Origin of the sequence: Pseudomonas sp. Bout1 (genome assembly GCF_034314165.1) — a bacterium.
In the GTDB taxonomy this organism is placed as follows: Bacteria; Pseudomonadota; Gammaproteobacteria; order Pseudomonadales; family Pseudomonadaceae; genus Aquipseudomonas.
On record NZ_JAVIWK010000001.1, the window covers coordinates 1233547 to 1257187 of the forward strand.

General features: G+C 61.1%; 23 protein-coding genes. 15 read left to right on the plus strand and 8 right to left on the minus strand.

Annotated elements, in window-relative coordinates:
- Nucleotides 1-19: 19 nt before the first annotated feature.
- The 5 genes from RGV33_RS05535 to RGV33_RS05555 form a co-directional block, all read right to left on the minus strand.
- Nucleotides 20-1042, minus strand: coding sequence for an SIS domain-containing protein (locus RGV33_RS05535; protein WP_322143414.1), 1023 nt, complete (start codon nucleotides 1040-1042; stop codon nucleotides 20-22).
- Nucleotides 1023-2129, minus strand: a complete 1107-nt coding sequence (nagA, locus tag RGV33_RS05540) for an N-acetylglucosamine-6-phosphate deacetylase (protein WP_322143415.1) — start codon at nucleotides 2127-2129, stop codon at nucleotides 1023-1025. The genes RGV33_RS05535 and nagA overlap by 20 nt, the downstream gene beginning before the upstream one ends.
- Before the next feature lie 10 nt (nucleotides 2130-2139).
- Nucleotides 2140-2898, minus strand: a complete 759-nt coding sequence (locus tag RGV33_RS05545; protein WP_322143416.1) for a GntR family transcriptional regulator — start codon at nucleotides 2896-2898, stop codon at nucleotides 2140-2142.
- Between the two features lie 263 nt (nucleotides 2899-3161).
- On the minus strand, nucleotides 3162-3665 hold the full coding sequence (locus RGV33_RS05550) for a L,D-transpeptidase family protein (RefSeq protein ID WP_322143417.1): 504 nt from the start codon (nucleotides 3663-3665) through the stop codon (nucleotides 3162-3164).
- Between the two features lie 42 nt (nucleotides 3666-3707).
- A complete protein-coding gene (locus tag RGV33_RS05555; protein WP_322143418.1) occupies nucleotides 3708-4256 on the minus strand; it encodes an NUDIX hydrolase in 549 nt (182 codons plus the stop codon).
- Nucleotides 4257-4402: 146 nt separating this feature from the next.
- On the opposite strand from RGV33_RS05555, the gene RGV33_RS05560 reads away from it, so the two are divergent.
- The 5 genes from RGV33_RS05560 (at nucleotide 4403) to purT (ending at nucleotide 7653) form a co-directional block, all read left to right on the plus strand.
- Nucleotides 4403-5005, plus strand: a complete 603-nt coding sequence (locus RGV33_RS05560) for a CoA pyrophosphatase (protein ID WP_322143419.1) — start codon at nucleotides 4403-4405, stop codon at nucleotides 5003-5005.
- Nucleotides 5006-5045: 40 nt separating this feature from the next.
- Nucleotides 5046-5570: a gamma carbonic anhydrase family protein gene (locus tag RGV33_RS05565; RefSeq protein ID WP_322143420.1), complete on the plus strand. Its 525-nt coding sequence runs from the start codon at nucleotides 5046-5048 to the stop codon at nucleotides 5568-5570.
- Nucleotides 5567-5782: a DUF1289 domain-containing protein gene (locus RGV33_RS05570; protein ID WP_322143421.1), complete on the plus strand. Its 216-nt coding sequence runs from the start codon at nucleotides 5567-5569 to the stop codon at nucleotides 5780-5782. The genes RGV33_RS05565 and RGV33_RS05570 overlap by 4 nt, the downstream gene beginning before the upstream one ends.
- A gap of 152 nt (nucleotides 5783-5934) precedes the next feature.
- Nucleotides 5935-6402 (plus strand): hypothetical protein, encoded by a 468-nt coding sequence (locus RGV33_RS05575; protein WP_003209599.1) that lies wholly within the window; start codon nucleotides 5935-5937, stop codon nucleotides 6400-6402.
- Between the two features lie 69 nt (nucleotides 6403-6471).
- Entirely contained in the window at nucleotides 6472-7653 is a 1182-nt protein-coding gene (gene purT / locus RGV33_RS05580) for a formate-dependent phosphoribosylglycinamide formyltransferase (RefSeq protein WP_322143422.1), read from the plus strand.
- Between the two features lie 89 nt (nucleotides 7654-7742).
- On the opposite strand, the gene RGV33_RS05585 is transcribed toward purT, so the two are convergent.
- The 3 genes from RGV33_RS05585 to RGV33_RS05595 all read right to left on the minus strand — a co-directional run bounded on the left by RGV33_RS05585 (nucleotide 7743) and on the right by RGV33_RS05595 (nucleotide 11327).
- On the minus strand, nucleotides 7743-9053 hold the full coding sequence (locus tag RGV33_RS05585; protein ID WP_322143423.1) for an MFS transporter: 1311 nt from the start codon (nucleotides 9051-9053) through the stop codon (nucleotides 7743-7745).
- A gap of 231 nt (nucleotides 9054-9284) precedes the next feature.
- Nucleotides 9285-10502, minus strand: coding sequence for a transporter associated domain-containing protein (locus tag RGV33_RS05590; RefSeq protein WP_322143424.1), 1218 nt, complete (start codon nucleotides 10500-10502; stop codon nucleotides 9285-9287).
- A gap of 12 nt (nucleotides 10503-10514) precedes the next feature.
- The gene (locus RGV33_RS05595) at nucleotides 10515-11327 is read right to left on the minus strand and encodes a cytochrome C assembly family protein (protein ID WP_416152061.1); all 813 of its coding nucleotides are present in this window, start codon (nucleotides 11325-11327) and stop codon (nucleotides 10515-10517) included.
- Between the two features lie 234 nt (nucleotides 11328-11561).
- Here RGV33_RS05595 and ffh point away from each other — a divergent pair, with 234 nt between their 5' ends.
- The 10 genes from ffh (at nucleotide 11562) to RGV33_RS05645 (ending at nucleotide 23627) form a co-directional block, all read left to right on the plus strand.
- Nucleotides 11562-12938, plus strand: a complete 1377-nt coding sequence (gene ffh, locus RGV33_RS05600; RefSeq protein ID WP_322143426.1) for a signal recognition particle protein — start codon at nucleotides 11562-11564, stop codon at nucleotides 12936-12938.
- 250 nt (nucleotides 12939-13188) lie between these two features.
- On the plus strand, nucleotides 13189-13440 hold the full coding sequence (rpsP, locus tag RGV33_RS05605) for a 30S ribosomal protein S16 (RefSeq protein ID WP_010463010.1): 252 nt from the start codon (nucleotides 13189-13191) through the stop codon (nucleotides 13438-13440).
- Between the two features lie 5 nt (nucleotides 13441-13445).
- Entirely contained in the window at nucleotides 13446-13982 is a 537-nt protein-coding gene (gene rimM / locus RGV33_RS05610; protein WP_053135622.1) for a ribosome maturation factor RimM, read from the plus strand.
- Entirely contained in the window at nucleotides 13964-14737 is a 774-nt protein-coding gene (gene trmD / locus RGV33_RS05615) for a tRNA (guanosine(37)-N1)-methyltransferase TrmD (RefSeq protein WP_322143427.1), read from the plus strand. The genes rimM and trmD overlap by 19 nt, the downstream gene beginning before the upstream one ends.
- A 45-nt stretch (nucleotides 14738-14782) precedes the next feature.
- Nucleotides 14783-15133, plus strand: a complete 351-nt coding sequence (gene rplS, locus RGV33_RS05620) for a 50S ribosomal protein L19 (RefSeq protein ID WP_003175895.1) — start codon at nucleotides 14783-14785, stop codon at nucleotides 15131-15133.
- 111 nt (nucleotides 15134-15244) lie between these two features.
- Nucleotides 15245-16141: a site-specific tyrosine recombinase XerD gene (xerD, locus tag RGV33_RS05625; protein WP_010176826.1), complete on the plus strand. Its 897-nt coding sequence runs from the start codon at nucleotides 15245-15247 to the stop codon at nucleotides 16139-16141.
- A 154-nt stretch (nucleotides 16142-16295) separates the two neighbouring features.
- Nucleotides 16296-17027 (plus strand): thioredoxin fold domain-containing protein, encoded by a 732-nt coding sequence (locus RGV33_RS05630; protein WP_322143428.1) that lies wholly within the window; start codon nucleotides 16296-16298, stop codon nucleotides 17025-17027.
- 127 nt (nucleotides 17028-17154) lie between these two features.
- Entirely contained in the window at nucleotides 17155-18459 is a 1305-nt protein-coding gene (locus RGV33_RS05635; protein WP_322143429.1) for a homoserine dehydrogenase, read from the plus strand.
- 67 nt (nucleotides 18460-18526) lie between these two features.
- A complete protein-coding gene (thrC, locus tag RGV33_RS05640; protein ID WP_322143430.1) occupies nucleotides 18527-19936 on the plus strand; it encodes a threonine synthase in 1410 nt (469 codons plus the stop codon).
- 109 nt (nucleotides 19937-20045) lie between these two features.
- Nucleotides 20046-23627, plus strand: a complete 3582-nt coding sequence (locus tag RGV33_RS05645; RefSeq protein WP_416152062.1) for a transporter substrate-binding domain-containing protein — start codon at nucleotides 20046-20048, stop codon at nucleotides 23625-23627.
- Nucleotides 23628-23641: the final 14 nt, after the last annotated feature.

Here is a 23641-nt window from a genome sequence, read left to right on the forward strand (position 1 = left end):
GGAAAACACGGCAAACGACTCAGTGAGTGCGGGTAACTTTGCTCAGGTGGCGCGGCTGGTCCGGGTCCATGCCCCGGGCGACCGCCAGGCCGGCGGCCATCACGTAAAAACTCTGGATCGCCAGGATCGGGTCCAGGGCCGGGTGTTCGGCGCGGCTTAGTGTCAGGTCGCGTTCGGCGATGTCGTCGGGGGCGGCCAGCAGCACGCGGGCGCCGCGCTGGCGCATGTCGGCGGCCAGACTCAGCAGGCCGGCTTGCTCGGCGCCGCGCGGGGCGAAGACCAGCAGCGGGTAGTTGTCGTCGATCAGGGCCATCGGGCCATGGCGCACCTCGGCGCTGCTGAAGGCTTCGGCCTGGATCGCCGAGGTTTCCTTGAGCTTGAGCGCGGCTTCCTGGGCGATGGCAAAGCCGGCGCCACGGCCGATCACCATCAGTTGCTGGCAATCGCGCAGGGCATTGATGGCCACGCTCCAGTCTTGCCTGGCGGCTTCACGCAAACCGTCGGGCAAGGCCTGGCAGGCTTGCAACAATTGAGCTTCCTGGTTCCAGTGGCCGATCAATTGGGCACTGGCACTCAGGGTGGCGATAAAGCTTTTGGTGGCGGCAACGCTTTGCTCTGGCCCGGCACACAGCGGCACGTGGAATTCGCAGGCGGCTTCCAGTGGCGAGTCTTCGGCGTTGACCATCGAGATGCTCAAGGCGCCGCGCTTGCGCAACAGGCGCAGGCTGTTGACCAGGTCCGGGCTTTGCCCCGACTGGGAGAAACCGAACGCCACTTGCCCGCTGACTTTGAGCGGCGATTGCAGCATGGTCACCACCGACATTGGCAACGACGCCACCGGAATCCCCAGATGTTGCATGGTCAGGTAGGCGAAGTAACTGGCGGCGTGGTCCGAGCTGCCGCGGGCGATGGTCATCGCCACTTGCGGTGGCTGGCGACGCAGGCGGCCGGCGACTTCCACCAGCAGCGGGTCCAGGCGTTGCAGTTGAGCCTCGACGGCCTCGCAGGAGGCCAGGGCCTCTTCAAGCATTTTTGAAGTCAATGGTTTCTCCTTCGACCATTACGTCGGTGAGGTGCAGGGAGCGGTCCAGGCGCACGCAGTCGGCAAAGCTGCCGGGCTGCAGGCGACCGCGTTCTTCCAGGCCCAGATAGTCCGCAGGAAATTGCGACAGGCGTTGTGAGGCTTCGCTGATCGGCAGGCCGATCTTCACCAGGTTGCGCAGCGCCTGGTCCATGGTCAGGGTGCTGCCGGCCAGCGTTCCATCGGCCAGGCGCACGCCGCCCAGGCACTTGGTCACGGTGTGGCTGCCCAGCTTGTATTCACCGTCGGGCATGCCGGCGGCGGCGGTGGAGTCGGTGACGCAGTACAGGCACGGGATCGAACGCAAAGCCACGCGCATGGCGCCAGGGTGCACGTGCAGCAGGTCGGGAATCAGCTCGGCGTATTTGGCGTGGGCCAGCGCCGCGCCGACAATCCCGGGCTCGCGGTGATGCAGCGGGCTCATGGCGTTGTACAAGTGGGTGAAGCTGGTGGCACCCGCGGCCAGCGCGGCAACGCCTTCTTCATAGCTGCCCAGGGTGTGACCGATCTGCATGCGCACGCCACGTTCGCTCAAGGCGCGGATCAGGCCGTCATGGCCGGCAATTTCCGGGGCAATGGTGATCACCCGGATCGGCGCCAGTCGCAGGTATTCTTCGACTTCGGCCATCAAGGCGGTGTGGGCGAAATTCGGCTGTGCACCGAGTTTTCCCGGGTTGATGTAGGGACCTTCCAGGTGCACGCCCAGCACCCGGGCGGTGCCGGTCGGGCGGCTTTCGCAATAGGTGCCGATTTCGCCGAGCACGCGGGAAATTTCATCCACCGGCGCGGTCATGGTGGTGGCCAGCAGCGAGGTGGTGCCAAACCGCACGTGGGTGCGGGTGATGGTCTGGAACGCATCGGCGCCTTCCATGATGTCTTTGCCGCCACCGCCGTGCACGTGCAGGTCGATAAAGCCAGGCAGCAAGTACGGCAGGTCGTTGTCGGCCGGGTCGCACGGGTTGCCTTCAACGGCTGTCACCTTGCCGTGCTGGTGCACCAGGCGGCCGCGAATCCAGCCGTGTGGCGTGAGGATATTGTCTTCGGACATGGGCAGTTCTCTAAATTCGCAGTTCAGCGGAATAGTCGTGGCGGCGCAGCTCTGCGACGAAGTCGTAGTAGTCGTTGCGGCAGTAGGTGTCGGTGATTTCAATCGGGGTGTTGTCGGCGGTGTAGCCCACCCGGGTCATCAGCAGCATGGCGGTGCCGGGCGCGATGCCCACCAGGGCCGCGAACTCGTCCGAGGCGTTGATCGCCTGGATGTGCTGCAGGGCGCGCACGATGGGCTTGCCGATGCTTTCCAGGTATTCGTAGAGCGAGTTGCCGATGGCCTGCGGGTGCGGGAGGACGGAGGCGGGCATGGCGGTCATTTCAATCGCCATCACCGTGTCGTCGGCCTTACGCAAACGCTTGAGCCGCGCGACCTTGTCGGCAGGCGACAGGCCCAGGCGGATCAATTCTTCATGGGTAGGTTGGGTGATGTCGCGCTCCAGCCACTGGGACGTCGGCACAAACCCCTTGAGCCGGAGCATTTCGCTGAAGCCCGAGAGGCGCGACAGCGGTTGTTCCAGGCGGGGTGTGATGAAGGTTCCGGAGCCTTGGCTGCGACGGATCAGGCCTTGTTCGAACAGCACTTCCAGCGCTTTGCGGGCGGTCACTCGGGAAATGCCCAGTTGCTCGCTGAGGGCGCGTTCCGAGGGCAATGCCTGCTCGGATTTCCACTGGCCGGCATGAATCGCGGCTTCGAGGTTGCGGGCCAGTTGCAGGTACAGCGGCGTCGATTGTTTCTCGTCGGGGCGCAGGGCCAGGATGGGGTTCATCGTGTCGGTTTCCGATGCGGTTATTGGAGTGTTGTCGCCCGGTAGTGATCGCAAGCTAATACCACTTAAATACCATGTCAATGCAGCGAAAACGGTGCAGGCGAGCGTTTGCGGGCGCCTTAATAGTGCGCCAGTTGAAGTGGTATTAGAGAGGTCTTTCTTTCGGGCAGAAGCGCGCAGCTTGCCGGGGTGAACTGGTATTCACCGGCAAGCCACCCACGGGGCGGGAATTTTTTTTGAATTATTTTACGAGGGGCGGGAAATTACGGGCGAATCTCGATCATCGTGCCGTCTTTCACCAGGCTCCAGACTTCGCGCATGTCGACATTGCGCATGCCGATGCAACCGTCGGTCCAGTCCAGGGTGTGGAACAGTTCTTCGGGGTAGTCCTCGGCGTCGGGGGTGCCGTGGATCATGATCATGCTGCCGGGCTTGACCCCTTCGCGGCGGGCGCGGGCGGCGTCGCTGATATTGGGGTAGGAGATGTGCATGGCCAGGTTGAAGCGGTCGCTGGTCTTGCGCCAGTCGATCCAGTAGAAGCCTTCCGGGGTTCGGCGGTCGCCTTCCATCAGCTTGGTGCCCTTGGGGTTTCTGCCCAGGGAGATGCGGTAGGTCTTGAGGGGCTTGCCGTCGTTGATCAGTTGCAACTGATGGACGGACTTAAGCACCAGGATTTTCTCGACGGGTTTGCCGCCCAGGATCAGTTGGGTGGAGGCTGGCGACAGCGTGGCAAACGACAGGCAGATCAGAGCAAGCAACCAACGCATTAAAACGGTATCCCCTGGAAAGACTACGTGCCGCCCGGATTGTTATTTGGCCAGCTGTTTGAGCGGCGGCACCGACTCGCTGCGCACCGGATACGACTGTTGCCTGCGGTCAGCAAAAAAGCATTCTAAGGTACGCCCGACCGTGCGGAAAGCCAGCTCGGACCAAGGGATGTCGGCTTCATCGAATAAGCGCACTTCGAGGCTTTCGGGGCCTGCAGCAAAGTCCAGGTCGATCAGTTCGGCGCGGTAGAAAATGTGCACCTGGCTGATGTGGGGCACGTCGATCAGGGTATAGATGCTCAGGTTGCGCACCCGGGCGCAGGCTTCTTCCATGGTCTCGCGCATGGCGGCCTGCTCGACGGTCTCGCCGTTCTCCATGAAGCCTGCGGGCAGGGTCCAGAAACCCAGGCGCGGCTCGATGGCACGGCGGCACAGCAGCACCTGCTCACCCCACACCGGCACGGTGCCCGCGACGATATTGGGGTTCTGATAGTGAATAGTCTGACAGTGATCGCAAACATAACGCAGGCGTGCGTCGCCTTCGGGAATGCGCTGGGTGACCGGTTTACCGCACTGGCTGCAGAAGTTCATGCTGGGGTTCCTGGAGAGTGCGCCTATCTTGGCGTGACCGGGTATGGCCTGCAAGTTGTCGTTTAGCGACATGGCCAGGGTTTTGGGGTTGGGCGGGCGCAAGGTTTGGTGCATGATGCAAGGTAGCCAACAGACCGAGATGACTCATGCTGGACGAGCTACTTCGCCGGGTAAGCAATCATACGCCACGCACGCTGGAGACCGACGGTCGTTTCCCGGAAGCGGCGGTACTGGTGCCCATCACCCGCAGTGACGAACCCGAGCTGATCCTGACCTTGCGCGCCAGTGGGTTATCGACCCATGGCGGCGAAGTGGCGTTCCCCGGCGGGCGCCGCGACCCTGACGATCCGGACCTGATATTCACCGCCCTGCGCGAAGCCGAAGAAGAAATCGGCCTGCCGCCGGGGCTAGTGGAAGTGATTGGCCCGTTGAGCCCGCTGATTTCCCTGCACGGTATCCGTGTCACGCCGTATGTAGGCGTTATCCCCGATTATGTTGAATACCTGGCCAACGACGCCGAGATAGCCGCTGTTTTCAGCGTGCCCCTGGAGTTTTTTCGCCAGGACCCGCGCGAACACACCCACCGTATCGATTACCAGGGCCGCAGTTGGTATGTGCCCAGCTATCGGTTTGGCGAGTACAAGATCTGGGGCCTGACGGCGATCATGATCGTGGAGCTGATCAACCTGCTCTATGACGATGCCGACATCAGCCTGCATCGTCCGCCGAAAAGCTTCATCAATACCTAAGAGCCAGATGGCCATTGTTCCCTGCCGTGAGGATCCACCTATGAAATACCGCCTGGGCGACGCCCGAGTCGAAACCCATCCGAACAGCTGGGTGGCCCCCAATGCCACGCTGGTGGGCAAGGTCAAGCTTGCGGAGGGCGCCAACGTCTGGTTCAACGCGGTGTTGCGCGGCGACAACGAACTGATCCTGATCGGCAAGAACAGCAACGTGCAGGACGGCAGCGTGATGCACACCGACATGGGTTACCCGCTGACCCTCGGCACCGGCGTGACCATCGGCCACAACGCCATGCTGCATGGCTGCACCGTCGACGATTACAGCCTGATTGGCATCAATGCGGTGATTCTTAACGGGGCGAAGATCGGCAAGCACTGCATCATCGGCGCCAATTCGCTGATCGGTGAAGGCAAGGAAATTCCCGACGGTTCGCTTGTGATGGGCTCGCCGGGCAAGGTGGTGCGGGAATTGACCGATGTGCAGAAGAAGATGCTCGAGGCCAGCGCTGCGCACTATGTGCATAACTCCCAGCGGTATGCCCGTGATCTGGTTGAGCAGGAAGAATGAACCCGGTAGAACGACCCGTCGCCTCGCCCTGCGTGAGCATTTGCGCGCTGGATGACGATGATATCTGCACTGGCTGCCAGCGGACGGTGGATGAAATCACCCGCTGGAGCCGCATGGACAACACCGAGCGCCGGGTGGTGCTGGGGTTGTGCCATGAGCGGGCGAAGGCGAGTGGGCTGCTTTGGATGATTCCTGGGAAGTCCGGCGCCTGACCTGATGCCATCGCGGGCAAGCCCGCTCCCACATTTTGAACTGTGAATACATCTAAATGTGGGAGCTGGCTTGCCTGCGATAGGGCCCTCTCAGACGACATATTTCGAAATGTGAAGTACCCTGTGCCCCTTGTTCACAGGTCCCTCGCCCCATGTTCTTCCTGATTGCCTACATCAGCAGCGTCGTGCTGATCAATTTCGCTTTTTCCACCGCCCCGCACCTGGACGTCATCTGGTCTGCCTGGGGCGGCTTGGTGTTTGTCCTGCGGGACATGGTGCAAACCCGCTTCGGCCATGGCGCGATTATCGCCATGCTGGCGGCGCTGGTGCTGTCCTATATTACCTCCGACCCTTCCATCGCCCTGGCCAGCGCCACGGCGTTCGCGGTGTCCGAGTGCATCGACTGGCTTGTGTTCAGCATTACCAAGCGCCCGCTCCACGACCGCCTGTGGATAAGTTCGGCGCTGAGCATTCCCCTCGATACCTTTATCTTTTTCGGCCTGATCGGCGCGCTCACGCCTGCCGTGGCCGGCACCGCCCTGGTCTCGAAATTCGCCGGGGTTACCGTGGTGTGGCTAGCCATGGCCTGGCGTTTGCGGCGCCAGCGCGTCGCCAACTGAAGCCAATCTTTACAGTTCATGTAAAATGCCGGCCTTTCTCCCCATGATCCGCTCCCCTGAGGACCTGAGATGACCCGAATCGGAACTCCATTGTCGCCAACCGCGACCCGCGTAATGCTGTGTGGCTGCGGTGAGCTGGGCAAGGAAGTGGTAATCGAGCTGCAACGCCTGGGCGTTGAAGTGATTGCCGTGGATCGCTACGCCAACGCGCCGGCCATGCAGGTTGCCCATCGCAGCCACGTGATCAACATGCTCGATGGCGCCGCCCTGCGTGCCGTGATCGAAGCCGAAAAGCCGCACTTCATCGTGCCGGAAATCGAAGCGATCGCCACCGCCACCCTGGTGGAGCTGGAAGCCGAAGGCTTCACCGTGATCCCTACCGCCCGCGCGACGTTGCTGACCATGAACCGCGAAGGCATCCGTCGTCTGGCCGCTGAAGAGCTGGACCTGCCGACCTCGCCGTACCACTTCGCCGACACCTTCGAGGACTATAGCAAGGCCGTCACCGACCTGGGCTTCCCGTGTGTGGTCAAGCCGGTGATGAGTTCGTCGGGCAAGGGCCAGAGCCTGCTGCGCAGTGCCGACGATGTGCAAAAAGCCTGGGATTACGCCCAGGAAGGCGGCCGTGCCGGCAAGGGCCGGGTGATCATCGAAGGCTTTATCGACTTCGACTACGAAATCACCCTGCTGACCGTGCGCCACATCGGCGGCACTACCTTCTGCGCGCCAGTCGGTCACCGTCAGGAGAAAGGCGACTACCAGGAATCCTGGCAGCCACAGGCCATGAGCCCGGTTGCCCTGGCGGAATCCGAGCGCGTTGCCAAAGCCGTGACCGAGGCCTTGGGTGGCCGCGGTCTGTTTGGCGTTGAGCTGTTTATCAAGGGTGATCAGGTGTGGTTCAGCGAAGTGTCGCCGCGCCCCCATGACACTGGCCTGGTGACCCTGATTTCCCAGGACTTGTCGCAGTTCGCCTTGCATGCGCGGGCAATTCTCGGCCTGCCAATCCCGTTGATCCGTCAGTTCGGGCCTTCGGCTTCGGCGGTGATCCTGGTGGAGGGGCAGTCGACCCAGACGGCTTTTTCCAACCTGGGTGCAGCCTTGAGCGAGCCGGATACGGCGTTGCGTCTGTTTGGCAAGCCGCAAGTGAACGGCCAGCGCCGTATGGGCGTGGCGTTGGCGCGGGATGAGTCGATTGAGGCTGCCCGGGCTAAAGCTACCCGTGCTTCGAAGGCGGTTGTTGTAGAGCTGTAGCCGAGTCGCGCCCATCGCGGGCAAGCCCGGCTCCCACAGGGAAATGCATTCCAAATGTGGGAGCCGGGCTTGCCCGCGATGGCGGTCTATCAGCTAACGCGATTCAAGTCGTTATTGCGCGTCTCTTTCAGGCACAAGACAGCAATCAAGCTGATCACCGCTGCCGCCGACACATACCCGCCCACATAACTCAAACCGCCCATCGCCACCAGCTTGGTTGCGAAGAACGGTGCGGCCGATGCACCCACAATCCCGCCCAGGTTATACGCCGCCGAAGCGCCGGTATAACGCACGCGGGTCGGGAACAGTTCCGGCAACATCGCGCCCATCGGGGCAAATGTCACGCCCATCAAAAACAGCTCCAGCGCCAGGAACAGCGCCACGGCCCAGGTTGAACCGTGGGTCAGCAGCGGTTCCATGGTGAAACCGGAGAGGATGGTCAGAATAGCCCCCACAATCAGCACCGGCTTACGCCCGTAACGGTCGCTTGCCCACGCCGCCAGCGGTGTCGCGGCGCCCATGAACAGCACCGCGAAGCACAGCAGGCCGAGGAAGGTCTCACGGCTGTAGCCCAGCGTGGACACGCCGTAGCTCAGTGAAAACGCCGTGGTGATATAGAACAGCGCATAACACACCACCATCGACGCGGCGCCCAGCAGCACCGGCAGCCAATGCTGGCTGAACAGTTCCACCAGCGGCACCTTTACCGGCGCCTCTTTAGCCACGGCATTCGCGAACACCGGGGTTTCATGCAGCTTGAGCCGCGCATACAGGCCGACCATCACCAGCGCCGCGCTGAGGATGAACGGAATGCGCCAGCCCCAACTGCGGAACTGCTCGTCATTCAGGTTCATGGCCAGGATCAGGAACAGCCCGTTAGCCGCCAAAAAGCCAATCGACGGGCCCAGTTGCGGGAACATGCCGAACCAGGCGCGTTTGCCTTTCGGTGCGTTCTCGGTGGCCAGCAACGCCGCGCCACCCCATTCGCCGCCAAGCCCGAGGCCCTGGCCGAAGCGCAGCACGCAGAGCAGGATCGGCGCCCAGGCCCCGATGCTGTCGTAACCGGGCAGCAAGCCGATCAGCGTGGTGCACACGCCCATCAGCAGCAAGGAGGCGACCAGTGTCGACTTGCGGCCGATCCGGTCACCGAAATGACCGAACAGCGCCGAACCCAGGGGCCGCGCGATAAACGCGATACCGAAGGTCAGGAACGAGGCAAGCATCTGCGCCGTGCCGGAGGTTTGCGGGAAGAACACGGGGCCGATCACCAGGGCAGCGGCGGTCGCGTAGATATAGAAGTCGTAGAACTCGATGGCGGTGCCGATGATGCTCGCGGTAGCGACCCGGGCCGTCGAGTTGGTCGGGGCGGCGGTCGCCGACTCGTTATAGGTGGTGCTCATTGAGGTATCCCTGACGGTCATTGCGCGTTTGAACGCGGATTATTATTGGTCGAACACCCGTGGATCAGGGTTGCGCGCGGGGCGGCTCGGGATGGGAGCACGCACCGGTCAGACACAACATGGCGGCGCCTGCCCCTGTAGGAGCGAGCTTGCTCGCGATGCTCGTTAACGATAACACGGGGAACCTGACAGCCAACGCCACTCTGAGGTTTTTCGCGAGCAAGCGCGTTCCTACAGGTACCAGATCAGTACCTTGGCCACACGGTTGTCCTCGGTTTCGAGGATTTCCAAGCGGTAGCGGCCGATTTTCAGGCATACGGCGCAGTCCGGGATGGTCTCCAGCGCTTCGGTCACCAGGCCGTTGAGGGTCTTGGGGCCGTCGCTGGGCAGGTGCCAGCCGAGGGTTTTGTTCAAGTCACGAATCGAGGCGGCGCCGTCGATCACGTAGCGGCCATCCGGTTGCGGCTGGATGTGCGGGTTGTCGAGGTGGTGCTCGCTTTCGAACTCACCGACGATTTCTTCAAGAATGTCTTCCAGGGTCACGATGCCCAGCACTTCTCCGTATTCGTCCACCACCATGCCCAGGCGGCGTTGTTGTTTGTGGAAGTTCAGCAATTGCAGTTGCAGCGGCGTGCTTTCCGGGACGAAGTAGGGCTCGTGGCAGGCTTCCAGCAGCGCTTCCTTGGTCAGGCTGGCGTTGGGCAGCAGGTGGCGGACCTGCCGAGTGTTGAGCACCGCTTCGACCTGGTTGATATCGCTGTGGAACACCGGCAACCGGGTGCGCGTGGAAACCCGCAGTTGCTCGATGATTTCTTCTATCGAGTCATCCAGGTTGATGCCGTCCACTTCGCTGCGGGGCACCAGGATGTCATTCACGGTGATGTTGTCCAGCGCGTGAATGCCCGGCATGCCCGGGGCGCGGGAGTTGGGCGTTTCGGCTTGCGGTTCGTCGTCGTGGTCCGGCTGCGGCTCGTCGCTGTGCTTGACCAGGCCGGGCTTGCGGGCGAACGGGCGCAACAGCAACAGGCTGACGCCGTTGAGCAACCAGGCCAGCGGGTAAAGGATTTTCAGCGGCACGTTCAGCAGCGTATTGCCGAAGCCGAGGATGGTTTGCGGGTGGCGAGTGGCCAGGATTCGCGGCAGGTAATCGGCCAGCACCAGCAGGGTTGCGCTGGAGATCACCCAGCCGAGCCACGGGCCGTTTTCCGCCCAGGCGTAGATCGCCAGCAGGGTGCAGAGAATCACCACCACCGAACGGCACAGGGTGTTGCACAGGATCAGGCTGTTGCGCGGGAAGTTCAGGCGGGTGGCGGCTTTGTCACCCTGGCGGGTGCCGGGGCGCAGTGCCAGCAAATGTTGCTGGGCGGCTTCGATGGCGGTAAACAGCGCCGACCATAAAACCAGCAAGGCTACTACCGCAAGCATCGGCCCCAAGGGCAAGTTGTCCATGTTGGCTGCCCGTCAGATATGCAGGATGTATTCGCGAACCAGCTTGCTGCCGAAATAGGCCAGCATCAGCAGGCAAAAACCGGCCAGGGTCCAGCGGATCGCCTTGTGCCCGCGCCAGCCAAGGTGGTTGCGGCCCCACAGCAATACACTGAACACCACCCAGGCCAGGCACGCCAGCAGGGTTTTGTGCACCAGGTGCTGGGCGAACAGGTTCTCGACGAACAGCCAGCCAGAGATCAGCGACAGCGACAACAGCGTCCAGCCGGCCCAGAGGAAGCCGAACAGCAGGCTTTCCATGGTTTGCAGCGGCGGGAAGTTCTTGATCAGCCCGGACGGGTGCTTGTGCTTGAGCTGGTGGTCTTGCAACAGCAGCAGCAAAGCCTGGAACACCGCGATGGTGAACATGCCGTAGGCGAGGATCGACAACAGGATGTGCGCGAGGATGCCCGGCTCTTCATCAATGACCTGCACGGTGCCGGTCGGGGTGAATTGCGCCAGCAGCACCGTCAGCACCCCGAGCGGGAACAACAGCACCAGCAGGTTCTCCACCGGGATCCGGTAGCAGGCCATCAGCGTCAGCGCGATCACCGCGGCGGCAATCAGGCTGGCGGCACTGAAAAAATCCAGGCCCAGGCCGACCGGCGTCATCAAGTGCGTGAACAGGCTGGCCGCGTGGGCCAGCAGGGCGAGGACGCCAAGGCCTACCAACAGGCGTTTGTCGGCCTTGGCGCCTTGGGCCAGACGAGTGCCCTGATAGAGGGTCGCAGCGGCATACAAGATGGCGGCGGCGAGGCTGGGTAGCAAACTGGGTGACAAAGGGAGCATAAATCCTGTTAAGCAGGCCCGAAAGGCGCTGAGTTTGGCATACCCCTGCGTAACACGAAAGACTCTCAGGCCAGACAGCGGGTGTGCATGGCGGCAGTCTTCGCTATAATCCGCGACCTGCCCACGCCGCAGGCTCGCCGAGCGCTGTTTTTAATAGCGATTTACCACAGCCTGGGCCGCCATTACCTCGGTCTACCAACGCATTTCGATGAATAGGGCCTGAAAGGATCGCGCATGTTTGAAAATCTGACTGACCGTCTCTCGCAGACGCTGCGCCATGTCACCGGCAAGGCCAAGCTGACCGAGGACAATATTAAAGACACCCTGCGTGAAGTGCGCATGGCGTTGCTGGAAGCCGACGTCGCCTTGCCGGTGGTGAAAGACTTCGTCAACTCGGTCAAAGAGCGCGCGGTGGGCACCGAAGTGTCCCGCAGCCTGACCCCGGGCCAGGCGTTTGTGAAGATCGTCCAGGCCGAACTCGAAAGCCTGATGGGCGCGGCCAACGAAGATTTGAACCTCAGCGCCGTGCCGCCAGCCGTTGTGCTGATGGCCGGCCTGCAAGGTGCGGGCAAGACCACCACCGCCGGCAAGCTGGCGCGCTTCCTTAAAGAGCGCAAGAAGAAGTCGGTGATGGTGGTGTCTGCGGACGTTTACCGTCCTGCGGCGATTAAGCAGCTGGAAATGCTCGCGGGCGAAGTAGGCGTAACCTTCTTCCCGTCCGACCTGAGCCAGAAGCCGGTCGATATTGCCCAGGCGGCTATTAAAGAAGCCAAGCTGAAATTCATCGACGTGGTTATCGTCGATACCGCCGGTCGCCTGCACATCGATGAAGAGATGATGGGCGAGATCAAGGCGCTGCATGCCGCGATCAACCCGGTAGAAACCCTGTTTGTGGTCGACGCCATGACCGGCCAGGATGCGGCCAACACCGCCAAGGCCTTTGGCGATGCGCTGCCGTTGACCGGTGTGATCCTGACCAAGGTCGACGGCGACGCCCGTGGCGGTGCAGCACTGTCCGTTCGTGCGATTACCGGCAAGCCGATCAAGTTCATCGGTATGGGCGAGAAGAGCGACGCGCTCGAGCCGTTCCACCCCGAGCGGATCGCCTCGCGTATCCTTGGCATGGGCGACGTGCTCAGCCTGATCGAGCAAGCTGAAGCGACCCTCGACAAGGACAAAGCCGAGAAGCTGGCTAAAAAGTTGAAGAAGGGCAAGGGCTTCGACCTCGAAGACTTCCGTGACCAGCTGCAACAGATGAAGAACATGGGCGGCCTTGGCGGCCTGATGGACAAGCTGCCGAACATGGGCGGTGTGAACCTGGCGCAAATGGGCAATGCCCAGGGTGCGGCGGAGAAGCAGTTCAAGCAGATGGAAGCCATCATCAATTCCATGACCCCGGCCGAGCGCCGCGACCCTGAGCTGATCAGTGGTTCGCGCAAACGTCGGATCGCCATGGGTTCCGGCACCCAGGTGCAGGACATCGGTCGCTTGATCAAGCAGCACAAGCAGATGCAGAAGATGATGAAGAAGTTCTCCGCAAAAGGCGGAATGGCCAAGATGATGCGCGGCATGGGCGGTATGTTGCCCGGCGGCGGCATGCCGAAAATGTAAAGAATTCGAGCAAAAGTTCGCTTTTGCTCCGACCCGCAGGGATGCGGGATCTCCAGCAAACCCGCACTTGGCGGGAGCTGACTGGCCGTTTTAACCGACGGCTCTATAGCAGATCTGAATGGCACGCTGATAGGCGCCAGAAAAAGACATTTGCAAAAGTCCGGATATTCCTTAGAATATGCGGCCTTTCGGGCACCTATGCCCGCTGTGCATTTAGATTTGCAGCACCGACTACAGGAACGATGTTCACATGCTAACAATCCGTCTTGCCCTTGGCGGCTCCAAAAAGCGCCCGTTTTACCACTTGACCGTAACCGACAGCCGCAACCCGCGCGACGGTTCGCACAAGGAACAGGTTGGTTTCTTCAACCCTGTTGCTCGTGGTCAAGAAGTTCGTCTGTCCGTGAACCAAGAGCGCGTAGCCTACTGGCTGAGCGTTGGTGCACAACCTTCTGAGCGCGTTGCTCAGTTGTTGAAGGATGCATCTAAGGCTGCGGCCTGAGCAATATGAACGCGACGCCAGCGGTTGCTGATGATTTGATCGTTATCGGCAAGATTTATTCTGTTCATGGCGTTCGCGGCGAAGTGAAGGTGTATTCCTTTACTGATCCGACTGAAAACCTGTTGCAGTACAAGACCTGGACGCTCAAGCGCGAAGGTAGTGTGAAACAGGTAGAGCTGGTCAGTGGACGCGGGAGCGACAAGTTCCTGGTCGCAAAGCTCAAGGGTCTTGATGATCGTGAAGAAGCTCGTCTTCTGGCCGGTTATGAGATCTGCGTGCCGCGCAACCTGTTCCCTGAATTGACCGACGGCGAGTACTACTGGTACCAGCTGGAAGGTCTGAAGGTTATTGATCAACTCGGGCAATTGTTCGGGAAAATCGATCATCTTCTGGAAACCGGCGCCAATGATGTAATGGTGGTCAAGCCTTGCGCTGGCAGCCTGGATGATCGCGAACGCCTGTTGCCCTATACCGAGCAATGCGTGTTGGCCGTCGACCTGGCAGCGGGCGAGATGAAGGTGGAATGGGACGCGGACTTCTAAACGTGGCTAATTTGCGCGTAGAAGTGATCAGTTTGTTTCCCGAGATGTTCTCCGCCATCAGCGAGTACGGCATCACCAGTCGGGCGGTGAAACAGGGGCTCTTGCAGCTGACCTGTTGGAACCCGCGAGACTACACGACGGATCGACATCACACTGTGGACGATCGCCCATTTGGCGGTGGCCCGGGCATGGTGATGAAGATCAAGCCCCTGGAAGACGCGTTGGTTCAGGCCAAGGCAGCTGCCGGGGAGAAGGCGAAGGTAATTTACCTGTCCCCTCAAGGCCGTCAGCTGAATCAGTCGGCGGTGCGCGAGTTGGCGAATCAGGCAAGCTTAATCCTGATTGCCGGTCGCTATGAAGGCATTGACGAGCGTTTTATTGACGCTCATGTCGATGAAGAGTGGTCGATTGGGGACTATGTCCTGTCTGGCGGCGAGCTGCCGGCGATGGTCCTGATAGATGCGGTTACACGACTGCTGCCTGGAGCTTTAGGGCATGCGGACTCCGCGGAGGAAGATTCCTTCACGGATGGTTTGCTGGATTGCCCGCACTACACCCGACCGGAGGTGTATGCGGATCAGCGTGTTCCCGACGTATTGCTAAGTGGCAATCACGCACACATCCGGCGTTGGCGTTTACAGCAGTCCCTCGGGCGGACCTATGAACGACGCGCCGATCTTCTGGAAAGCCGCTCGCTTTCTGGAGAAGAGAAGAAGCTGCTCGAGGAATACATCCTCGCGCGGGACGATAGTTAACAACGTATCGATGGTAGGTCCGATGACTTACCTTAGGAGCACAGCATGACTAACAAAATCATCCTTGCACTCGAAGCAGAGCAGATGACCAAAGAGATCCCTACCTTTGCCCCGGGCGACACTATTGTCGTTCAGGTGAAAGTGAAGGAAGGCGACCGTTCGCGTCTGCAAGCGTTCGAAGGCGTGGTAATTGCCAAGCGTAACCGTGGTGTGAACAGTGCTTTCACTGTTCGTAAAATCTCCAACGGTGTTGGCGTAGAGCGTACTTTCCAGACCTACAGCCCGCAAATCGACAGCATGGCCGTTAAACGTCGCGGTGACGTACGTAAAGCCAAGCTGTACTACCTGCGTGACCTGTCCGGTAAAGCAGCTCGCATCAAGGAAAAACTGGCTTAAGTCCAGCTTCCCGATGCAGAAAAAAGCAGCCTACGGGCTGCTTTTTTGTGCCCGCGATTTGAGCGGTCGCGATAGGATCTATCGACATTACCTTTTCCTGCTTGAGCCCCCATGCCTGCCATTGACCACCCACAGATAGACCGCTTCCTCGATGCCCTCTGGTTGGAAAAAGGCCTGTCCGACAACACCCGCCAGGCCTACCGCAGCGACCTGGCGTTGTTCAATGGCTGGCTGCAGGAGAAAAACCTCGAGCTGCTCAACGCCGGTCGCGAGCTGATCCTCGACCACCTGTCCTGGCGCCTGGAGCAAAACTACAAACCCCGCTCCACTGCGCGTTTTCTCTCGGGCGTACGTGGCTTCTATCGCTACCTGCTGCGGGAAAAGCTGATCGCTATCGACCCAACCCTGCAAATTGATATGCCGCAGTTGGGCCGGCCATTGCCCAAATCCCTGTCGGAAGCCGACGTCGAAGCCTTGCTGGCCGCGCCCGACTTGAGCGAAGCCATCGGCCAGCGCGACCGCGCCATGCTCGAAGTGCTTTATGCCTGCGGTCTGCGTGTCACCGAACTGATCAGCCTGACCCTGGAACAGGTCAACCTGCGCCAGGGTGTATTGCGCGTGATGGGCAAGGGCAGCAAGGAGCGCCTGGTACCGATGGGCGAAGAGGCGATCGTTTGGATCGAACGCTATATGCGCGACGCCCGCAGCGAGTTGCTCAACGGTCGCCCCAGTGATGTGCTGTTCCCCAGCCAGCGCGGTGAGCAAATGACTCGCCAGACCTTCTGGCATCGCATCAAGCACCAGGCCAAGGTCGCGGGCATCGGCAAGTCGCTGTCGCCCCACACGTTGCGCCATGCCTTCGCCACCCATTTGCTCAACCACGGCGCAGATTTGCGTGTGGTTCAAATGCTCTTGGGCCACAGCGACTTATCCACCACCCAGATCTACACCCACGTGGCGCGGGCACGTTTGCAGGACATGCACGCCAAGCACCACCCCCGGGGATGAAAATCACGCCGCAAAAGGCCCAATTTCCCCGCGACTGGCTGCCCTGCGGCCCAACTGTGGTAGGCTTTGCCGGTTCGCAAAGGGGACGGCCCCAACCCGTGTTTGAAGATCGGTGTTCCTGCTCCCGTCCCTGCATCTGCCTTCAGGAGTTCCCATGCGCTTGACCCAGATTTTTGCCATCGCAGCCATTGCGTTGGTCTCAACCTTTGCCGTCGCCGACGACGCCGCCGAGAAGACAATCCGCAAGAGCCTGGAAGCCCTCCAGCTCGACACCCCGATTGAAAGCATCAGCGTCAGCCCGATGGCCGGCCTGTATGAAGTCAAGCTCAAGGGCAGCCGCGTGCTGTACGCCAGCGCCGATGGCCAGTACATCGTCCAGGGCTACCTGTTCCAGTTGAAAGACGGCAAGCCGGTGAACCTCACCGAGAAAGCCGAACGACTGGGCGTATCCAAGCTGATCAATGGCATTCCGGTTGCAGAAACCGTGGTGTACCCGGCCATCGGCGAAACCAAGACCCACATCACCGTGTTCACCGACACCACCTGCCCGTACTGCCACAAGCTGCACGCCGAAGTGCCTGAGCTGAACAAGCTCGGCGTTGAAGTGCGCTACGTGGCGTTCCCGCGCCAGGGCCTGGGTTCACCGGGTGACGAGCAGTTGCAAGCCGTCTGGTGTTCGGCCGACAAGAAAGCCGCCATGGACAAGATGGTTGATGGCAAGGAAATCAAGGCCGCCAAGTGCGCGAACCCGGTTTCCAAGCAGTTCGCCCTCGGCCAGTCGATTGGTGTGAACGGTACGCCGGCCATCGTTTTGGCTGACGGCCAGGTGATTCCGGGCTACCAGCCTGCGCCGCAAGTTGCCAAACTGGCGCTGAACGCAAAGTAAGCATTATCGTCGAGCCTTTGACGATCATGATTCGCTGACCATTCGGCGGGTCATTAACAGAGAGCCGCAGTTGTGCGGCTGTTTTCACGGCCGACCTTGAGTCGGCCGTTTCATGGGGAGTTCTTCAGTGAAACCGGTCAAAGTAGGCATCTGTGGGTTAGGGACCGTCGGTGGCGGCACCTTGAACGTACTTCAGCGTAACGCTGAAGAAATTTCCCGCCGTGCAGGGCGTGGGATTGAAGTGGCACAAATTGCCACGCGTACGCCAAAGCCTCAGTTCCAAACGACCGGTATTGCAATTACCAACGATGTCTTCGACGTCGCGACCAACCCTGAAATCGACATCGTCATCGAACTGGTTGGCGGCTACACCGTGGCCCGTGAGCTGGTGCTCAAGGCCATCGAAAACGGCAAGCACGTGGTCACCGCCAACAAGGCGCTGATCGCCGTTCACGGTAACGAAATCTTCGCCAAGGCCCGCGAGAAGGGCGTGATCGTAGCGTTCGAAGCCGCCGTGGCCGGTGGCATTCCGGTGATCAAGGCGATCCGTGAAGGCCTCTCGGCCAACCGCATCAACTGGGTGGCCGGCATCATCAACGGCACCGGTAACTTCATCCTCACCGAAATGCGTGAGAAGGGCCGTACCTTCGAAGACGTGCTGGCCGAAGCCCAGGCCCTGGGTTACGCCGAAGCCGACCCGACCTTCGACGTGGAAGGCATCGACGCGGCCCACAAGCTGACCATCCTGGCGTCCATCGCCTTTGGTATCCCGCTGCAGTTCGACAAGGCCTACACCGAAGGCATCACCAAGCTGACCACCGCCGACGTGAACTACGCCGAAGCCCTGGGCTACCGCATCAAGCACCTCGGTGTGGCGCGCAGCACCCCGGCCGGCATCGAGTTGCGTGTGCACCCGACGCTGATCCCGGCCGACCGCCTGATCGCCAACGTCAATGGCGTGATGAACGCCGTGATGGTCAATGGTGACGCTGCCGGTTCGACTCTGTTCTACGGCGCTGGCGCCGGCATGGAGCCTACGGCTTCCTCGGTGATTGCCGATCTGGTGGACGTGGTCCGCGCCATGACCAGCGACCCGGAAAACCGCGTACCGCACCTGGCCTTCCAGCCGGACTCGCTGTCGGCCCACCCGATCCTGCCGATCGAAGCCTGCGAAAGTGCCTATTACCTGCGCATCCAGGCCAAGGATCACCCGGGCGTGCTCGCTCAGGTGGCCAGCATCCTGTCGGAGCGCGGCATCAACATTGAATCGATCATGCAGAAGGAAGTCGAAGAACAAGACGGCCTGGTGCCCATGATCCTGCTGACCCACCGCGTGCTGGAGCAGCACATCAACGATGCCATCGCCGCGCTTGAAGCGTTGCAGGGCGTGGTTGGGCCGGTGGTGCGGATTCGCGTCGAACACCTGAACTAATCGTTTTGCTACAAGGGCCCCACACGTTCGGCGGCCCTTGTTCAAGAAAGCTCTAGAGGAGCCAGTCATGCGTTATATCAGTACCCGCGGCCAGGCACCGGCCCTGAATTTCGAAGACGTTTTGCTGGCCGGTCTGGCCACTGACGGCGGCCTGTACGTGCCGGAAAACCTGCCACGTTTCACCCAGGAAGAAATCGCTTCGTGGGCCGGCCTGCCGTACCACGAGCTGGCGTTCAGGGTCATGCGCCCGTTCGTCACCGGCAGCATTCCGGATGCGGATTTCAAAAAGATTCTGGAAGAGACGTACGGTGTGTTTTCCCACAGCGCCATCGCCCCGTTGCGTCAGCTGAACGGCAACGAGTGGGTCCTGGAGCTGTTCCACGGCCCGACCCTGGCGTTCAAGGATTTTGCCCTGCAACTGCTGGGTCGCCTGCTCGACTACGTGTTGGAAAAACGCGGCGAGCGCGTGGTGATCATCGGCGCCACCTCCGGTGATACCGGCTCGGCGGCGATCGAAGGCTGCAAGCACTGCGAAAACGTCGACATCTTCATCCTGCACCCGCACAACCGCGTGTCGGAAGTGCAGCGTCGCCAGATGACCACGATCTTCGGCGAGAACATCCACAACATCGCCATCGAAGGCAACTTCGATGACTGCCAGGAAATGGTCAAGGCGAGCTTCGCCGACCAGAGCTTCCTCAAGGGCACGCGCCTGGTGGCAGTGAACTCGATCAACTGGGCGCGGATCATGGCCCAGATCGTCTACTACTTCCACGCAGCCCTGCAGTTGGGTGGCCCGGCGCGTTCGGTGTCGTTCTCGGTGCCTACCGGCAACTTCGGCGACATCTTCGCCGGTTACCTGGCGCGCAACATGGGCCTGCCGATCAACCAGTTGATCGTCGCCACCAACCGCAACGACATCCTGCACCGCTTCATGAGCGGCAACCAGTACGTCAAGGAAACCCTGCACGCCACGCTGTCGCCGTCGATGGACATCATGGTCTCGTCGAACTTCGAACGCCTGCTGTTCGACATGCACGGTCGCAACGGCGTAGCCCTGGCCGGCCTGATGGACAGCTTCAAGCAAGGTGGCGGTTTCAGCGTCGAGCAAGAGCGCTGGACCGAAACCCGCAAGCTGTTCGACTCCCTGGCCGTGGACGACGCAGAAACCTGCCAGACCATTGCCGAAGTCTACGCCCAGACCGGCGAGCTGCTGGACCCGCACACCGCCATTGGCGTCAAGGCTGCACGTGAATGCCGTCGCAGCCTGGACATCCCGATGGTGATCCTTGGCACCGCGCACCCGGTCAAATTCCCGGAAGCGGTGGAGAAGGCGGGCGTTGGCAAGGCGCTGGAACTGCCGCCACACCTTACCGACCTGTTTGAACGTGAAGAACGTTGCACGGTGCTGGCCAATGACCTCAAAGCAGTGCAGGCGTTTGTCAGCCAGCACGGCAATCGCGGCAAGCCACTCTGATCCAGCGGCTTCGCGCGGTGGTTCAAGCCCGTCTTCGTGACGGGCTTTTTCATTCTGGCGAGCCATACTTGCGCGGCGACCAACAAGAATAACCAAGGAAACACGACCGGTGTATCTATCTACCCGAAGGTGCGTGTGGCTCACCTGCCTGCTGCTGCTTGGCCATGGTTCGGCAAGCCTGGCCGCCGTCAGCCTGCCGTTCAAGCTGGTGCCGGCGTTCATTGCCCTGGAACCCATGCCCCTGACGGCCAGCGAGCAGCAATGGCTGGCGGCGCATCGGCCATTGAAGGTGGGCATCTCGATTGATGACTATCAGCCGATTGATATCACCCGCGACCGCAATCGCTACCAGGGCATCAGCGCCGACTACCTGGGCCTGATCGGCGCGCGCCTGAATGCACCGATGCAAGTCCTGGGCTTCTCCGAGCGGGCGCAGGCGGTGGAAGCCTTGCGCAGCGGCGCCATCGATATTCTCACCAGCGCCAACGGCTATGAGCGTGACGCGCCGGGGCTGCGTTTTACCCAGGACTACATGCCAGACCGTTCGGTGGTGGTTGTACGCCGGGATGACACCACCCAGAACGACGACCTCAAGGACAAGAAGTTGGTGTTGCTGGACGGCTACGCCAACGTCAAGAACGTCCATCAGGCGTACCCCGGCAGCCACATCATGCTGGCACCGAATCTGTACAGTGGCCTGGAAGCACTGAAGCAAGGCGATGCCGATGCGTTTATCGGTAACGAGGTGATCGTGCGGGCCTACAAATCGCTGCGACCTTACCTGGGCTTGCAGATCAAGGTGGAGAGCCGGCTGGCGCCCATTGGTTTTGCGTTTGCCACACGTGAGGCCGACCCGCTGCTGGGGACGATGATGGACCAGGCGCTGTCGAGTATCGATCAGTCCCTGCACCGCGAAATCCTCGCGCGCTGGACCACTGGCCTGGGCGTGGGCATCGACGCTGAACGCATCGCCTTGTCGGACCCGGAGCGGGCCTGGGTGCTGCGACATCCCCATGTGGTGGTGGCGGCCCAGCAACTGTCGCCCTACGTATTCAAGGACAAGGACGGCCAATGGGTGGGGCTGAATGTGGATTTGCTCAACCGCATTTCACGCATGACCGGCCTGCAGTTCGTCATGGAAGAAGTGTCCTCCACGGCACAAACCCTGGCGCTGCTGGAAACGGGCCGGGCGGACATGAACACCACCCTGGCCGAGAATCAGGAACGCAAGGCCTTCCTCAATTTCAGTCATGGTTTTGGTGGCTCCGGCTGGGTCTTTATTCAACGTGCTGACGCGCCGCCAGTCGCCAGTTTGAGCGAGCTTTCAGGCAAGGTGCTGGCACTGCCGGCACGTCATCTCATGGAAGGTTACATCCGTCGCGAACACCCCGGGATCAAGCTGCAGTCCGTGGACAACTACGCCCAGGCCCGTGAACTGGTAGCTCGGGGGGATGCAGCGGCGACTATCCAGACCGAAGTGGAGGTGCAGAGTTACCCGGCCGACGGGCTACGCGTAGGTCGCAGCGTCGACGGCAAGTGGTCGGTCAACAGCCTCTCGGTGCGCAAGGATCAACCGGAACTGCTGAACATTTTGAATAAGGCCCTGGAAGCGCTGCCGGTGGCGGAGTTGAGCGCCCTGCGCCTGCGTTGGCTGGGCGCCGTGCCGATCCCGGTGCCCGCCTGGCAGCGTGTGCCGCCTTGGGCCTATTGGACAGTTGCCATGGCGCTGCTGTTGGTGCTGGTGTCGTGGGCGTGGAACAGCCGGCTCAAGCGCCAGATTCGCCAGCGCGTGCAGGCCGAGCAGCGGCTCAACGACCAGTTGGCGTTCAAGCGCGCACTGCTGGACGGCATGCCCAATCCAGTGTTCGTCCGCGATCTGGCCGGGCGCCTGGTGACCTGCAACACCAGTTATGAAAAGCAACTGGCTACCACGCGTGAACAGATCCAGGGCCTGACGCTGATGGAGAGCGGCCTGATGCCTGAAGCAACGGCCACACGCCTGCACGCCGGGCATATGGAACAACTGGCGACACAACAGTCGCTGTTCGTCGATCGGCAGCTGGAATTCAACGGCGGGGTCTTTCATGTCTACCAATGGACGGTGCCGTTCTTTGATGCCAAGGGCCAATTGCAGGGTTTGCTCGGTGGCTGGATCGATATCAACGAACGCAAGGTCCTGGAAAATCAGCTGATGGACGCACGCCAGGCGGCGGACGAGGCGAACTACGCCAAAAGCACCTTTCTCTCGACCCTGAGCCACGAAATTCGCACACCGATGACCGCCATCATCGGGCTGCTTGAACTGGAACAGGAGCGTGCCCTGGCCGAAGGCAAGCCGGTGTCCGAGGCGATCCGGGTCGCCCATCGCTCGGCACGGGAGTTGATTGCCCTGATGGGTGACAGCCTGGACCTGGCGAAGATTGAAGCCGGTCATTTGCAACTGGCCCCGCAAACCACTGACTTGAAAGGTTTCTTCGAGGGCATACAACGGCTGTTTGAAGCCATGGCGCAGAAAAAGGGCCTGCACTTGACCCTCGCCTTCGATCCGGCTGCGCAAGGGCACTACTGGTTCGACCCGCTGCGCCTGCGCCAGGTTATCCATAACCTGGTGGGCAACGCGCTCAAGTTCACCCAGCGCGGCGAGGTTCGGGTCAGTGTCGCCCGCAAGCGTGACCAGGCAGGTGCCGAGTACTTGCACCTGTGCGTGGAAGACAGCGGCCCTGGTATCGGTATCGAGCAGCAAACGCGGGTGTTCAAGCCGTTTATTCAGGTCAGCGCGCTGACGGCAGCCGAGCACGGAGGCACGGGCCTGGGCTTGAGCATCTGCCAACAACTGGTGCAGTTGATGGGCGGGCGCATCACGTTGAGCAGTGTGGTGGGTGAAGGCACGGTCGTGTGTATCGATCTGTACTTTGACCGGGTCAGCAGTGACGACGTGCCGGCGTCGCCTGCGGTGTCGTTGCCATTCGCGGGCCGCAGCCTGTCAGTGCTGGTGGTGGATGACCTGCCGGCCAACCGCTTGGTTATGGTCCAGCAGTTACAGTTCCTCGGCCATCAGGTCGAGGCCGTCGACTCGGCGGAGGCGGCCTTGCAGCGTTGGCGCCATGAGGTATTTGACGTGCTGGTCACCGATTGCAATATGCCGGGCATGTCCGGCTACGCCTTGAGCGAGGCCATACGCCGGATTGAAACCCGGGAGCAAAAGCCACGAAGTGCGCTGGTGGGGTGCACGGCCAATGCCCTGGACGATGAACAGCAGCGTTGCAGGGAGGCTGGTATGGATGAACTGCTGGTCAAACCCGTCACCCTTGAACACTGGGCGCGGGTACTCGCCCGCGTGGCACCTGTACGCTCCTTCAGTATCCAGGCCTTGCGCACCATGACCCAAGCCGACGGGCCGGTGTTGCAGCGGATGTTGCAGGAATTGGCGAGGAGCCTGGAGCAGGAGCAAAACGTGATGGCTGCTGCCATGACGGATCAAGACCAGGTCCGTGTGGCGGCGTCGCTGCATCGTTTGAAGGGCATTTGCTGCCTGGTGGATGCATTGGCGCTGGCCAAGGCCTGCGTGGCGCTTGAGGTTTGTATTCGGGAGCAGCGCAACGCTGAAATGCAAACGCACTGGTTGACGCTGTGCGAGGCATTGACCGAGTTCCGGCGCGAGCTTGAGGTGTGCCTGAATCCGGTTGAATAAGACGTGTCCTATGG